This is a genomic window from Streptomyces sp. NPDC102259 (assembly GCF_044766465.1).
In the GTDB taxonomy this organism is placed as follows: domain Bacteria; phylum Actinomycetota; class Actinomycetes; order Streptomycetales; family Streptomycetaceae; genus Streptomyces.
Window position 1 is genome coordinate 67,284 of the sequence record NZ_JBIWMA010000020.1, and the last position, 13,259, is coordinate 80,542.

The 13,259-nt window shown below is 71.0% G+C and carries 9 protein-coding genes; 3 read left to right on the plus strand and 6 right to left on the minus strand.

Features of this window, described 5'->3' with window-relative positions; genetic code table 11:
• Positions 1-390 precede the first annotated feature (390 nt).
• Positions 391-1,710: a condensation domain-containing protein gene (locus tag ACIRPU_RS33880; RefSeq protein ID WP_403874250.1), complete on the plus strand. Its 1,320-nt coding sequence runs from the start codon at positions 391-393 to the stop codon at positions 1,708-1,710.
• Between the two features lie 16 nt (positions 1,711-1,726).
• Positions 1,727-2,245 (plus strand): RNA polymerase sigma factor, encoded by a 519-nt coding sequence (locus tag ACIRPU_RS33885; RefSeq protein WP_384109921.1) that lies wholly within the window; start codon positions 1,727-1,729, stop codon positions 2,243-2,245.
• Positions 2,246-2,674: 429 nt separating this feature from the next.
• On the opposite strand, the gene ACIRPU_RS33890 is transcribed toward ACIRPU_RS33885, so the two are convergent.
• Positions 2,675-3,325: a PAS domain-containing protein gene (locus ACIRPU_RS33890; RefSeq protein WP_403874253.1), complete on the minus strand. Its 651-nt coding sequence runs from the start codon at positions 3,323-3,325 to the stop codon at positions 2,675-2,677.
• A 428-nt stretch (positions 3,326-3,753) separates the two neighbouring features.
• On the opposite strand from ACIRPU_RS33890, the gene ACIRPU_RS33895 reads away from it, so the two are divergent.
• Positions 3,754-5,001 carry a helix-turn-helix domain-containing protein gene (locus tag ACIRPU_RS33895; protein WP_403874255.1) on the plus strand — a complete coding sequence of 416 codons (1,248 nt, stop codon included), beginning with the start codon at positions 3,754-3,756 and terminating at the stop codon, positions 4,999-5,001.
• 167 nt (positions 5,002-5,168) lie between these two features.
• On the opposite strand, the gene ACIRPU_RS33900 is transcribed toward ACIRPU_RS33895, so the two are convergent.
• From ACIRPU_RS33900 to ACIRPU_RS33920, 5 genes are all read right to left on the minus strand, one after another.
• Positions 5,169-5,663 carry a GNAT family N-acetyltransferase gene (locus tag ACIRPU_RS33900; RefSeq protein ID WP_403874257.1) on the minus strand — a complete coding sequence of 165 codons (495 nt, stop codon included), beginning with the start codon at positions 5,661-5,663 and terminating at the stop codon, positions 5,169-5,171.
• A gap of 280 nt (positions 5,664-5,943) precedes the next feature.
• Positions 5,944-9,150 carry an alpha-L-rhamnosidase gene (locus tag ACIRPU_RS33905; RefSeq protein ID WP_403874259.1) on the minus strand — a complete coding sequence of 1,069 codons (3,207 nt, stop codon included), beginning with the start codon at positions 9,148-9,150 and terminating at the stop codon, positions 5,944-5,946.
• A gap of 519 nt (positions 9,151-9,669) precedes the next feature.
• Positions 9,670-11,313 carry a peptidoglycan-binding protein gene (locus ACIRPU_RS33910; protein ID WP_403874261.1) on the minus strand — a complete coding sequence of 548 codons (1,644 nt, stop codon included), beginning with the start codon at positions 11,311-11,313 and terminating at the stop codon, positions 9,670-9,672.
• A gap of 573 nt (positions 11,314-11,886) precedes the next feature.
• The gene (locus tag ACIRPU_RS33915) at positions 11,887-12,726 is read right to left on the minus strand and encodes an endonuclease/exonuclease/phosphatase family protein (RefSeq protein ID WP_403874377.1); all 840 of its coding nucleotides are present in this window, start codon (positions 12,724-12,726) and stop codon (positions 11,887-11,889) included.
• Positions 12,727-12,863: 137 nt separating this feature from the next.
• The gene (locus tag ACIRPU_RS33920; RefSeq protein WP_403874263.1) at positions 12,864-13,241 is read right to left on the minus strand and encodes a MerR family transcriptional regulator; all 378 of its coding nucleotides are present in this window, start codon (positions 13,239-13,241) and stop codon (positions 12,864-12,866) included.
• Positions 13,242-13,259 lie beyond the last annotated feature (18 nt).

Genomic DNA, 13,259 nt, shown 5'->3' on the forward strand with positions numbered 1-13,259 from the left:
GCGGGAAAGAGCCCGGTCGGTCTGACAGGGGAAGCGGCCCCGGCCCACCGGGCCGGCATCTACGACCGCACGCCGAGGGCGGCCGTATCGCGGCCCGCCGCCGGTTCACGAGGCCTCACGCTGGGGCAGCCGGGCGAACCCGGTCAAGCCCGGTCCGGCCCCGCGAACGGAATTCAGGTTTTTCCCTAAAGAACGCGGGTTCCGGGATAGCGGCGCCCACGACGAATTCTAGGGAAAACACGAGACTTTGCCCGGGAGCTCCGCATCAGGTGGATTCACACGGGCCCGACCGTGCACTCTCGAAAGGACATTGAGCCGGATCCGCGGTGCTGACCGATGGTCGGCGCACACGGCTTCCGGGAATGAACGGACGAAAAGAGGGCCTGGGTCATGCGCCGTGCGTTGTGTCCGGTGGAGACGCTGTACGTCGGGCAGCGAAGCCGAGCGGTGCTCTCCTGCACCCTGCGCGGCCGTCTCGACATCGAGACCCTCTCGGCCGCGTTCGACGCGGTCACCGAGGCGCATCCGGCGCTGCGGACCCGCATCGTGCCGGACGGCGAGGGCTTCGCGCTGGACCTTCTGGACGAGGCCGGGCGCCCCCGGCTGAGCACCCGGACCGGCGCCGCCGAGGATGCCTACGCGACGGAGCTGAACACGCCGCTGCCCGTCGGCGGACCCCTGAGCCGGGCGGTCCTGGTGAGCGCGCCCGAGGGGGACGGCCACCTCTTCGTGCTCTCGGTGGATCACACCGTCGTCGACGGGCACAGCGGCATCGCCCTGCACAACGAGATCTGGGACCGGTACCGGGCCCTGGCCGAGGGCGAGGAGCGGCCCGGCGCCGCGGACAGCACCCCCGGATGGGCGGTACCCGTGAGCGAGTTGCTGCCCGCGGTGGACGAGGCGGCGACGGCCGCGTACCTGGAGCTGCGCGCCGCCGAGGCGCGCCGGCATCCGGCGGAGCTGGTGGCGTACGACGTCACGGAGGCCTCCGCCGTCGACGGCCGGATCGAGGTGTGCCGACTGACGCTGGACGAGGAGCACACCGGCCGGCTTCGCCGCAGCGCCCGCGCGGCGGGTGTGTCCGTGCACGCCCTGGTCGCCGCGGCCCTGCTGACGACGGCGCGCCGGTGTCTGCCCGGCGACGGGCCGCGCACCCTCGGCTGCCTCTCCCCCGTCGATCTGCGCTCGCGGCTGTCACCGCCGGTGCCCGCCCTGGTGATGGTGCCCGCCGTCACCACCCACCTCCAGACCCTGGACGTCGCCCCGGAGTCGGATCCGGTCGAGCTGGCCCGCACCGTCCACGCCCGGCTCGGCGACTTCGTCGCGGGCGACGGCCCATATCACGAGATGCGGATCACGCCCGAGATTCCGCGCAACCCCACGCTGCAACTGGCGACGGTGATCGCCACGAACATGGGCGTCGTCCCGGGACCCCGGCTGCCAAAGGGCCTGGAGGCCACCGACGTCCGGCTGGTGCCGGCCCGGGAGCAGTACTTCCCGGCGGCCGGGCGCAGCCCCGTGATGGCCTGTGTCGTCGCGTTCGAGGGACGGCTGGCCATCGAGTTCCCGTACTTCACCGCCTGTTTCAGCCCGGCGTTCGTCCGGGCCTTTCGCGACGGGGTCCGCGCGGTGCTCGACGCCTGCGCGGACGCCGTCGAGCTCGTCCCCACGGCGGCGGACCGAGGCGTCTCACCGCACCGGCCCCTGTAAGGAGCGCTTCGCCGACATGAGCAACGTCAGCAACATCCCCACGCCTCTGGCTCTGCTGCCGCGCGCCCAGGCGGGCGACGAACAGGCCATGAACCAGCTACTGACCGGGATCGTCCCGTACGTCGCACGACTGTGCCGGTCCATCACACACGACGATGGCGCGGACGCCACGCAGGAGGCGCTGCTCGCCGTCTACCGCGGTTTACGCACCCTGCGGGAGCCGACCGCGTTCTACGGCTGGGTGCGTTCGGTGACGGTCCGCGAGGCCGTGCGCACGGTGAAACAGGCCGGTGAGGAGGGTCCGTACCAGCGGGTCGATCCGGGGCAGGAGGCGAACCCGCTGGACGCCGTGCACATCAGCGATGTGCTGGACCGGCTGTCCATCTCCCACCGCCAGGTCCTCACCCTGCGCGCCTACGGCCTCAACGAGGAGGAGATGGCTCGTGTCCTGTCACTGCCGGTGGGCACCGTACGGTCTCGGCTGCACCGGGCCCGGCTGCGCTTCCGGGAGGCCTGGCAGCTCTCGGCGGCCTAGGTCCTTTCCTCTGGATCCTGTCGCGCTCGGAGGCACTGCCTTTCGGCCGGTCCGAGCGGGATCCGGTGCGTGCTGACGCAGGACGGGGGACGGGGAGGGAGTCGATGCGGAGTATCGGCGAGTGACGACAACGCGGCAGAGGTCCCTGCCGGACCCACGCCCCGCGGCAGGATCCGAAAGAGGGACGCTGGTGCCCCGGCCGGCACCGCGCGCCCCGTCGCGATGCCCGAAAGGCCCGCACGCGTCACCGGCCGAAAGCCCGATCGCACGCCGTACGAGGGCTTCCGGCCGGCACTCACCCGCGCGCTTCGAGCAGGGGCCCCGGAGAGCACGCACCGGACGCCGCCCCCTGACCGGCGCGTGCCCGCCGGGGCAGTGGGGCGGACCCGGCGGTGGGCACCACCCGCCTCATGTCCCCCGTCGCCCGCGCTACTCGATGAGATCCGGCAGCACCCGCGGGGGCCACGGGCCCGGCGCGAACAGGCCGAGCGTATGAGCGCGGGCCACCAGGGCGGGCCGGTTGGGGGCGTCGAAGCGGCGCAACAGGAGGCGCACGCGGTACTCGACGCCCTGACGGCTCAGGTACAGGCGACCGGCCATCTGCACGGTCGACGCACCACCCGCCACCCCCTCCAGGACGCGCGCGTCGAGTTCGCTGAGGGTCAGTTCGCGGGGGTGCGGCTCGTCCGCCTCCCCCAGGGGCCGCAGCAGGAGAACCAGTCCGGCCGGCCCGGCCGCGCCGGTGACCGCTACGGCCGTCAGGTCCGCGGCGAAGACACGGCCGCTGCCGTGCCGGCCGGCCACCCGCTCCGTGAAGCAGCTCGCGCGGCCCTCGGAAAGGTCGGTGAAACGATGACGCAGTCGCTCGGGCGCGCCTGCCCGAAGCAGATCGCTCAGCGCGCGGTCGCATATCTCGCCGGGGCTCGCCCCGAACTGTGCCGCGAAATCCGCTTCCGCGGCCGTGATGGTCATGTCCTTCGGGCACACATGGGCCGTGTAGGTGCGGCGGCGGTTCACGCCGGCGCCCGCCTTGACGACGGCGGTGGATGAGGCGGTGATGCTGGTGGTCACCACGGACATACCGTCTTTCCCTCTATACATGTGGGGGTTTCGATGCATCCAGCCCTTTCCGGCGACCCCACGAAACAACGTTGTCAATTATTCACTTTCCCGCGGCCACCACCGGGCTGGGGCGATATCGCATCAGGTCGGCAGCTCGGAGGCTATGGCCGGACAACCTGCCCTGGCAAGTGTTTGCCTATCCCAGCGCGCACCTTGCCAACTCTTTTGGCCATGGGGCGATTTCAGCCATTCAGGATCCACCGTCCGGCCGTTCCGAAAGTCGACGCAGCAGGAGGCCATGGCAAATGGCAGGGGCAATCTCGGGTGCACAACCGTGTTGCCCACATAGCCGAGCCTCCCTAAAGTATGGGCAACTTCCGGACGCCGCCTCGGAAACACGGGGCGCTCAGAAGACTCAAAAGGACCGCAGGGGATCAGAGGGCGAAATGCTTGAGCAGCCGCACTTCGGCCGACAGCTGAGGAAGCTCAGGCTGGAGCGAGGCCTGAGCCAGGCTGCGGTCGTCGGTGAGGGCATGTCCACCGGATACCTCTCCCGCCTGGAATCGGGCAAACGCCGGCCCACCGGACGCGCCGTCAGCTATCTGGCGCAGCGACTCGGCGTGGAGGTGGCCGCGTTGACCGAGCTGCGCGCGGGCGGTTGCCTGGGCCGCGCACTCGCCTCCGCGACCTCGGCGCCGCCGGGCACGGACAACGCCGCCGCCCTCCTCCAGGCGGTGCGCGACGACGAGCACGACGACCCCGTCGGCCGCTGGCAGGCGCTGTGGCTGCTCGGCCAGATCAGCGACAGCCGCGGGGACTACGAACAGGAACGCGTTCATCTGCGCGAGCTGATCGAGCTGAGCGACCTGATAGCGGCGCCCGACCTCCAGGTGCGGTCCCATGCGCAGTACGCGCGCTGCCTGTGCGCCCTGGGCAGGGCACGGGCGGCGGAGCCGGCCGCCGTCACCGCGCTCACCCTCGCACGCGCCGAGCGGCTGCCGGCCGCCGACGTCCTGGCCGCCCAGACGGTCCTGATCGGCGTCGAGACCGGGCTGGGCCGGCTGGACGCGGCCGAACGCCATGTACGTGAGCTGGAGAACGAGTTACTGCCCACGGCCGCGCCCCAGTTGGCCGCCGAGGCGCTGTGGACCGCCTCGGTGGTCGCCGACCGGCAGGGCGACCACCGGACCGCCCAGTCCCGGCTGGAGGGGGCGCTCGCACAGCTCCAGGGCGGCGGCGACCTGGCCCTGTGGACCCGGCTGCGTACGGCGGCGACGGCCGCCGCACTCCAGATGTCACCGCCGCGCGTGGCGGCGGCCGAGCGGTGGCTCGGCGAGGCCGGCGTGGTCCTCGAACTCATCGGCACCCCGGCCCAGTTGCAGGAGGTGCGCGCCTTGCGGGCCCATCTCGCCTTCCACCAGGGCCGGTTGGACGAGGCCCGGTCCCTGTGCTGCGCGTTGTCCTCGGACGGGGAACTCCGGCTCCCGCACGGGGACCGGGTACGGCTGGCGGTCCTGGAGGGCCGGCTGATGATTCTGGAGGGCCGGGTCGACCAGGGCGTCGCGGCCCTGCACCGCCTCGGACAACAGGCGACGGACGCCCGCAACCTCGATCTGGCTTCCCATGTCTGGCAGTCCCTGGCCACCACGCTGGCCGACGTACACGCCCCGGGCGTCGGAAGCGCCGTGCGCTGAGGGCTCGCCCGGGGCGCCGTCGAAGAGTCGGTACACCTTCGACCACGCGGAGGCCGAGCAGGGTCTACGCCATGACCTGCGGCCACCGCAAGATCGTCAGTCTGCACACACCGATGTTCACTGGTGGCCGCAGCTTCCCGCAGCCGACCCGCGAGCCAGATCAAGGTCTATGGCTGGAGGTCGCGCTGGTACCAAGTGCCTGACCTGCCACCGAGATCGGCCGGGGCGGCAGGGCCGACCGCGACGAACTCGGCCTTGCCCAAGACTCTCCGGGACGCGGCGTTGTCGTGGGAGGTGGCCGCCCGCAGTGTGCGCAGGCCGTGCACCGCTGTCGCCATCCGGCACAGCTCCCGGACGGTCGCGGTCGCCACGCCGCGCCCGGCGACCCGCTCCGCGACCCGGTAGCCGAGTCGGGCGGTGCCGTCCTCCAAGTCGTACAGGTTGAACCTGCCGAGTACCGAGCCGTCCTCGGTGACGAGCACGTAGAAGGCGCAGATGCCGGCCTCCTGCTCGGCCAGCGAGGCGTTGTACCGGTCGGTGAACTGGTCGAAGAAGCCGTCGCCGCGGTCGGAGATCGAGGCAGCGAAGTAGGCGCGGTTCGCCAGCTCGAAGGCCAGGACCGCCGGGGCGTGGCCGGCACGCAGCCGCTTCAGCTCGGGCATTGCCCGACTCTACCCAGATCGTGCGCCGAGGCCACCGGAGTTTCCGCCGGCAGGCCCCGGAGGAAACCCCGGGCACTGCCCGGCTGATGAATCACCGCGGCCCGCGCGGCGAGAGGCCGTACGCAGAACGCGACTACCGCAGCGCACGACCACCAGGTCGGCGACGGGGCGCAATGCCGTGCGGCCAACTGCTCAGAGGCACCGGGACCGGCAACGGCAGCCCGCCCGGTCCGCCCTCGCCGTCCGGCGGTGCCGGCGCGAAGGGCGGACCGCGCGTAGGTCACACGGTGAACCGGTGGTTCCCCGACCCGACCTCGAACACGGCGAAGCCGTCCTGCGCGCGTACGAAGGTTCCGTGCGTGTGCGTAACGCTGTCGGGGTCGTCCGTCGGGATCCACACCTCCGCGGTCGTGTTCGGCGGTACGCCGCACGACAGCGAGAAGCCGCCGGACCGCTGCTTCCACTGGGTGGACACCGGGCCGTAGAGGGAGGTGAACGTGGCCTTGGCGGAGGTGACGCCGCCGCCGGGACGCGGGCGGATGACGATCTGCCGGTAGCCCGCCCGGCCGGGGGCGATGCCGGCGATGTTGGCGTACATCCACTCCCCGACCGAGCCGTAGGCGTAGTGGTTGAAGGAGTTCATCCCCGCGTCCTGGAAGCTGCCGTCCGGCCTGATGGAGTCCCAGCGTTCCCACATGGTGGTCGAGCCCTTGTCGATCTGGTAGCCCCAGCTCGGGAAGGTGCGCTGCTGGAGCAGCCGGTAGGCGACGTCGGTGTGTCCGGTGTCGGTGAGGACGGGCAGCAGTCGCGGGGTGCCGAGAAAGCCGGTCGACAGGTGCCAGTCCTTCGCTTCGAGGAGGGAGACGAGACGGTCGGCCGCCGCTGCGCGCAGGGCGTCCGGCACCAGGTTCATGGACAGCGCGAGGACGTACGCGGTCTGTGTGTCCCCCTTCACCTTGCCGTCGGCCGCCACGTACGCGGTCTCGAACGCCCTGCGCACGCGGGCGAAGAGGTCGGTCCAGGGCGCGGGGTCCTCGCCCAGCTCCCCCGCGATCCTCGCCCCGAGGTCGGCGCTGTGCGCGAAGTAGGCGGTCGCGACGACGTCCTTGGGCGTCTCGTCCGACACGTTCAGCCAGTCGCCGTATCCCGTGGCCGGCCGCAGCAGGCCGTCGCTGTTCTTCTCCAGGTAGCGCAGCCAGGACTGGATGGAAGGCCAGGCGTCGGCGAGGACCTGCCGGTCCCCGTACGCCCGGAACAGGGCCCAGGGGACCGTGACTCCCGCGTCCCCCCAGCCCGCGACGCCGTTGCCGACGGTGCCGACCATGGGTGCCACGTCCGTGAACGCGCCGTCGGACGTCTGCCCGTCGCGGAGGTCGACCAGCCATTTGCCGAGGAAGCGGGCCGACTCCATCGTGTAGGCGGCCGTGGGCGCGAAAACGTTGATGTCACCGGTCCAGCCGAGCCGTTCGTCACGGGCCGGAGTGTCCGTCGGCACGGAGAGGAAGTTGCCACGCTGCCCCCAAGTGATGTTGCTGTGCAGCTGGTTGAGCATCGGCACATCGGTCTCGAACGTGAAGGTGAACGGCGCGGAGGTGTGCATGACCCGCCCGGTCAGGGCCGTCGCCGGCGGCGTGCCGGGGAATCCGGTCACCTCGACGTAGCGGAAACCGTGGAAGGTGAAACGCGGCTCGTAGACCTCCGTACCGCTCCCCTTCAGGGTGTACGTGTCCGTCGCCGCGGCCGTCCGCAGGTTGGCGGTGTAGATCGTGCCGTCGGGGTTCAGGACCTCCGCGTGCCGCAGCCGCACCGTGGTTCCCGCCTCGCCCGACACGCGCAGCCGGACCGATCCGACCATGTTCTGGCCCAGGTCGAAGACGAAGACGCCCGGCTCGGGCTGGGTGACCGTCCGGGCGCGGAGTTCCCCGGCGATGCGTACGGGACCGTCCACCTGCGCGACGATCCGCCCGGGGACATCGTTGTCCGACTCCCGTACCGCGAGCCATGCGCCGTCGTCGAAGCCCGGTGAGGTCCACCCGGCCGTCTCCCTGCGCGCGTCGTACGTCTCGCCCGACAGCAGGTCCGCGGAGACGATCGGCCCCGAGGCGGCACGCCAGTCGGGCCCGGACGTGATGCGCTCGCCGCTCCCGTCGGCGTACTCGACCTCCAACTGCGCGAGCAGCGCGGGGTGTTCGCCGTACTGGTGCGGCCCGAACATGCCGACGTTGCCCGCGTACCAACCGGGGGCCAGGTAGGCCCCGATCGCGTTGGCCCCGGGGCGGACGGAGCTGGTGACGTCGAAGGTCTGGTACTGCACCCGCTTGCGGTAGTCGGTCCAGCCCGGGGCGAGTTGGTCCCGTCCCACGCGCGTGCCGTTGAGGTGGGCCTCGTACAGGCCGAGCGCCGTGGCGTACAGGCGGGCACGGCGCACCTTCTTGCGCGGCAGCCGGAACTCGTGGCGGAGCTGGTTGGCGGCGGACAGCACCGGCACGACCCGGCCCCACGGGCCGGCTCCCCAGGCGGCGGCCACCTTGGCGGCCTGCCACTCACTGTCGTCGAAGTCCTGCGCGCGCCAGCCGTCGGCCGGCTCCTGGTCGACGGCCTTCCACGAGCCGTCGGTGACGACCCTCTGCTCTCCGGAGGCCGTGGTGAGGGCGAGGACACCGACCAGTCCGGCCGGGCCGTCCGTGCCGTTGGTGGCCGAGACGGCCAGGGTGTTCGCTCCGGAGCGCACCTCGGCGAGGACGTCGATGACGGCGGGGTGGCGCCAGCCCTCGAAGTCCGTGGCCAGGTCGGTGCGTGCGACCTCGACGCCGTTGACGGAGACGGCGTAGACGTTGTCGGCGCTGATCACCAGCGTGGCCGCGGTGATGTCGTCCGGGAGGGCGATGGTGCGGCGGAACCAGCGGGTACCCGCCGGCACACCGGTCGCCGGGTCGCCCTGGGGGTACCAGATCCACGAACTGCCTTCCAGGGAAGGGGCGTCGGTGAGAGACACGGGAGCGGATATCCACCGCGCGGTCCACTGGGACGCGTCCATCAGGCCGGTCTCCCACCACGACGGCGGACTCCACCCCGAGACACCTGCGTCGACGTCCCAGACCCGCACCGACCAGAAGTAGCGGGTACGCGGCTTGAGTCGAGGTCCGGCGTACGGGACCAGCGCGGAGTCGGCCGAGACGACCTTGCCGCTGTCCCACACGTCCGGGTGGGACAGGCCGGCCGCGCTCGACGCGACGCGCACCTGGTAGGCGCTCTGCCGCCGGCCCGAACCGGTCGCGGTCAACGGCCAGCTCAGGCGCGGCCTGGCCGCGTCGAGGCCCAGTGCCTGTCGGACGTACTCGACGGTCGTAGCGGTCGGACGCAAGGCACCCTTGCTCGCACGTGGCGCGGTGGCAGCGGCCGCGGCCGGCGCGGTCCCCGCAAGTCCCGCGGTCCCCGCGGCCACTGTGGCTGCGGTGCCCGCGAGGATGTTCCTTCTACTGATCACTACGGCCCCTAAGGTAGAAGGTGAATCGATTCACGGCCGTGAACGTAGGGGGCACGAGAGACGCGCGTCAATGAGTGTGCACAGGTTTTCTCCGCGTTGATCAGGCGACCAGCGGGAATCTGGGAGTACGACTCAATTCGACTGTAGGGAAATGGAGTTGAACCCTTTCAACTCGATCAAGGATGCGGGCTCTCCGAGCTCTCGGCGCCCGGCACCGCGACGGGGCATCGGCGTCGCTCGGCCCGTCGCGGACCGCAAAGCCGCCCACGGAGACACAGGCGCGGTCCGAGGGCGCTGGCCCCGCCCCGCCCCCACCTCGTCGATCGCCGCGAAAGCCAGGGTTCCAGACAGGCGCCGTACCGGCGAACAGGTCTACCTCGACGCACCGGCTCGTTCACGGATCGCGACCGTGCCCCTCCAGGCACTCCGATGGACCGGCCACCCTCCGCACGAGCCACTCCCCCGTCCCACCAGTTCGGCGTCGCGACCGGTGGGACGGCGGGTAGGGGCGGGAGCCGATCAGCGGACCCTGATGAAGACCACGTCGTAACCGTTGTTGGTGCCACGGGACTTGACGTAGACGCCGTCGCTGCCACCGTTGGGGTTGCTCGTATTGCCCTCGACGGTGGTGAGGGACGACCCGGAGACCGTCCGCACGATGCCTATGTGCTCGTTGCCGCCGGTGAAGTCGCTGCCGCCGTCCCAGTCGAAGGCCACGATGTCGCCCGGCTGCGGGTCGGTCGTCACCGACAGGTGGTAGTTGCCGGCCCGTGCCTGGTTGACCCAGCCCGAGACGTAGGAGTTGCGGTAGGAGGTGGCCCCGGTCTGCTTGGCCACCCAGCTCACGAAGGTCGCGCACCAGGCGTAGTCGCTGGTGGACAGCGAAAGGCCCACGGACGACCCGTAGCTGTTCGCGCGGGCGCTGCCCTCGACCGTGCCGGCCTCGGCCGCGGCCACGTCGAGGATCTTGCCGTACCCGCCGCCGGGCGGGGGCGACGAGGGCGGGGTGACCGCGCCGTACAGTGCCGCCTTGGTATTCGGTCCCACATGACCGTCGACCGAGAGGCCCTTCTCGGACTGGAAGTCCCTGACGGCGCTGTCGGTGAGCGCACCGAAGTCGCCGTCGACGGCGAGATCGGCACCATGGTGGTTGAGCAGGCTCTGCAACTCGGTGACACAGCCGCTGCGTTGCCCCTGCACGATCTCGTTCGGGCACGAGGCGGAGTTCAGGTTGATCGGCGCGGGTGCGCCGTTGCCACCGCCACCGCCGATGTTCGCGTACAGGGCCGCCTTGGTGTTCGGACCGACCTGACCGTCGGCGATGAGACCGCTCGCGGACTGGAACGCCTTGACGGCCGACAGGGTCGCGGGGCCGAACTCTCCGTCGACGGCGAGCTGTTGGCCCTTGCCGTTCAGCAGAGCCTGGAGCGTGGCGACGCAGCCGCCGCTCTCCCCCTCCACGATGTTCGCCGGGCAGGACGCCGACCTCAGGTCCACGCTCGTCGACGGTGACTCGTCGGTGTCGTAGAGGGCTCGCTTGGTGTTCGTGCCGACCTGTCCGTCGGCCGTGAGACCGTGGGAGGACTGGAAGCCGCGGACGGCGCTCGCCGTCCCGGCGCCGAAGTCGCCGTCCACGTCGACCGCGTAACCGTGGTGGCGCAGCAGCCGCTGGAGTTCGCTGACGCATCCGCCCTTGTCGCCCTGCACGACGTTCGCGGGGCACGAGGAGGACTGGAGGTTGACGGGTGCGGGCGCCGAGCCGCCGGTGGCGTACAACTTGCTCTTGGTCGCCGGGCCCACCCGCCCGTCCACGGCGATCGCGGTGGCGGCCTGGTACTCACGGACCGCGTAGAGCGTGCTCGGCCCGAACTGGCCGTCCACCACCAGACCCGCGCCATGCGCGTTGAGCAGGTTCTGCAACTCCGTGACACAGCCGCTCAGTTGGCCCTGCACGATCTCGTTGGGGCAGGACACGGAGGTCAGCTTGATCGCGGCCGGCGCCGCCGCTGCCGGTCCGGCGCCGAGCACGATGCCGGCCGAGACCATCGCCGCGGTGGCCGCGACGGTCCCGATCCGGATCCGCCACCCTGTCGTGGCGCGGAGGGCGCCCCGGTGCCGTGTGTTCTCGTTCTCGGAATGCGCGAGGAACGCGAGTCTTCCCATAGCTGCGAGCTGTTCCTTTCGTAGGTCGATCGACGTCGTCCGGCTCTGTCAGAGTCTGTCCGGCTCTGCCGGATCTGTCCGCCCCCTGACCGGCGTTCAAGTGGCCTGCGGGGGAAGCTCGGACGGGCTGGGCCGTGCATGTGGTCGTACGGCGTGCCCGCACTGGCTGTGTGGGGCAGGTGATGGGACGAGAGTGGGCCGTGCGGCGCGCGGACACCATCGGTATCGCGGAAATGACGTCATGACGGGACGTCCCCAGCCCTGACCTGCCAAGATGCCGGACCGGACGACGCCACGGCGAGATGGCGAGATGGCGAGATGGCGAGGAACGATCGAGGGAAGATCGACCGGCGAGCACCGGGCCGCGCAGCCGGGAGGTCACCCGTGGCTGGACCGGCGAGGATCCGTCCCGGTCCGTACCCTCGTCCGGCCCCGGCTCGACAGTGGTCCCGCCTTCGACGTGATCAACCGCGACAAGCGTTCCGCCCGGCCGCCCGTCGAGCATGTGGCCGAGTGGCACCGGCCCGGTCGCCGGCTCTCGCGATCATCGGTCGAGCAGGCCGGCATCCCCGCTCACGTCGTGTCCAGGTCGGCGCGGAACAGGTGGTGGTCCGAGTACGGGGTCGGATACACGCCGTGCCCGAGCGGGGCGACACCCCGCAGGAAGACGTAGTCGAACTTGCTCTGCCAGTCGGTGGTAGGCCGGCAGTCGCCGGCGGCCCCGGAACGGCACTGCGGGTCCGCGTCCGCGGCCAGTGCCCACATCTTGGTGAGTTCGGGGGCGTCCGGCACGGCGTTGAAGTCGCCGAGAACGATGGCGCGTTGGTGCCGGGCGACGACTGCGGACAGTACGCCGACCTGCTCCGCCCGGACCGCCTCTTGACGTCGTTCGGCGAGGTGCGTGTTGAAGACCCGGATGGACCGACCGCCCACGGCGGTGGTGACTGCCATGTATCCACGGTCTTCGGATCCGCCGTCGGGGTATTCCTCGCTGACCACGTCCGTCATCGGGGCCGCCGAGAGGATCGCCTCTCCGTAGGCGCCCGGACTCCACGGCGCTCCCCCGCAGCGCCCCCAACTCCGAAGAACCATCCCGTACTCGACGTGGTAGACCAGCCCGTGGAGCCTCTCCAGATGGTCCCGGATGCTCTCGACGTCACGCGTACATGCTTCTTGCAGACCGATGACCTGGGGCGCGTACCTCGCGATCTCCGCCGCCCGGTCAGCGTTGTTCTCCTCGCAGGGATTACAGATGTTCCACGTCATGACCCGGTTCGGCACGGCATGCCTGACGGCTTCGCCGGACCGCGACCCGGCGGAGGGACCACCGCTCGGTGTTCTGGACCCCACGATCACCAGGCAGGCCACGATCAGGGCACCCGTGAGCACACGCTTGCCCCTACCGAGCACCATCGCCTCCTCGAAGTGGATGTCCATGGCATCCGACGTCTGCACCCACGAGGTTATGCGACGGAGGTGTCGTCAACACCTGCGGTGTGCCGGATCTCGTGGTGCGCGGCCGGGGAGAGCCGCCGGCTCGCCCCTCGGGCTCAGCCCGTCGCGGGTGAGTTCAGGCGCGCGCGGTGGGCCCGGTTCGTGGCCATCAACACGTCGAGGGCGTCGCGGGTGTGGGCGAGGTCGGCGATGTGATCGGAGAGCCGTTCGCGCTCCTCGGCCATCCGGATCAGCGCGGCGTCGGCGTTCTCCTCGCTGGGCGAGTCGACGCACGGCAGGAGTTCGGCGATGGTCCGGCTGGACAGCCCGGCGGTGTACATCCGCTGGAGGAACGCGACCCGCTCGACGTGGGCCTCGGTGTAGTGCCGTTGCCCGCTGGCACTGCGCGCGCTGGCGAGCAGGCCCTGTTCCTCGTAGTAGCGCAGGGACCGGACGCTGACTCCGGCTCGCGCCGCGAGCTCCCCGATACGCATGCCGCCCCGCCTTCCCCG

What these genes read in the sequence shown, in the direction of transcription:
- ACIRPU_RS33880 (WP_403874250.1), top strand. Translation starts at nt 391, where the DNA reads ATGCGCCGTGCGTTGTGTCCGGTGGAGACGCTGTACGTCGGGCAGCGA.
- ACIRPU_RS33885 (WP_384109921.1), top strand. Translation starts at nt 1,727, where the DNA reads ATGAGCAACGTCAGCAACATCCCCACGCCTCTGGCTCTGCTGCCGCGC.
- ACIRPU_RS33890 (WP_403874253.1), bottom strand. Translation starts at nt 3,325, where the DNA reads ATGTCCGTGGTGACCACCAGCATCACCGCCTCATCCACCGCCGTCGTC.
- ACIRPU_RS33895 (WP_403874255.1), top strand. Translation starts at nt 3,754, where the DNA reads ATGCTTGAGCAGCCGCACTTCGGCCGACAGCTGAGGAAGCTCAGGCTG.
- ACIRPU_RS33900 (WP_403874257.1), bottom strand. Translation starts at nt 5,663, where the DNA reads ATGCCCGAGCTGAAGCGGCTGCGTGCCGGCCACGCCCCGGCGGTCCTG.
- ACIRPU_RS33910 (WP_403874261.1), bottom strand. Translation starts at nt 11,313, where the DNA reads ATGGGAAGACTCGCGTTCCTCGCGCATTCCGAGAACGAGAACACACGG.
- ACIRPU_RS33915 (WP_403874377.1), bottom strand. Translation starts at nt 12,726, where the DNA reads ATGGTGCTCGGTAGGGGCAAGCGTGTGCTCACGGGTGCCCTGATCGTG.
- ACIRPU_RS33920 (WP_403874263.1), bottom strand. Translation starts at nt 13,241, where the DNA reads ATGCGTATCGGGGAGCTCGCGGCGCGAGCCGGAGTCAGCGTCCGGTCC.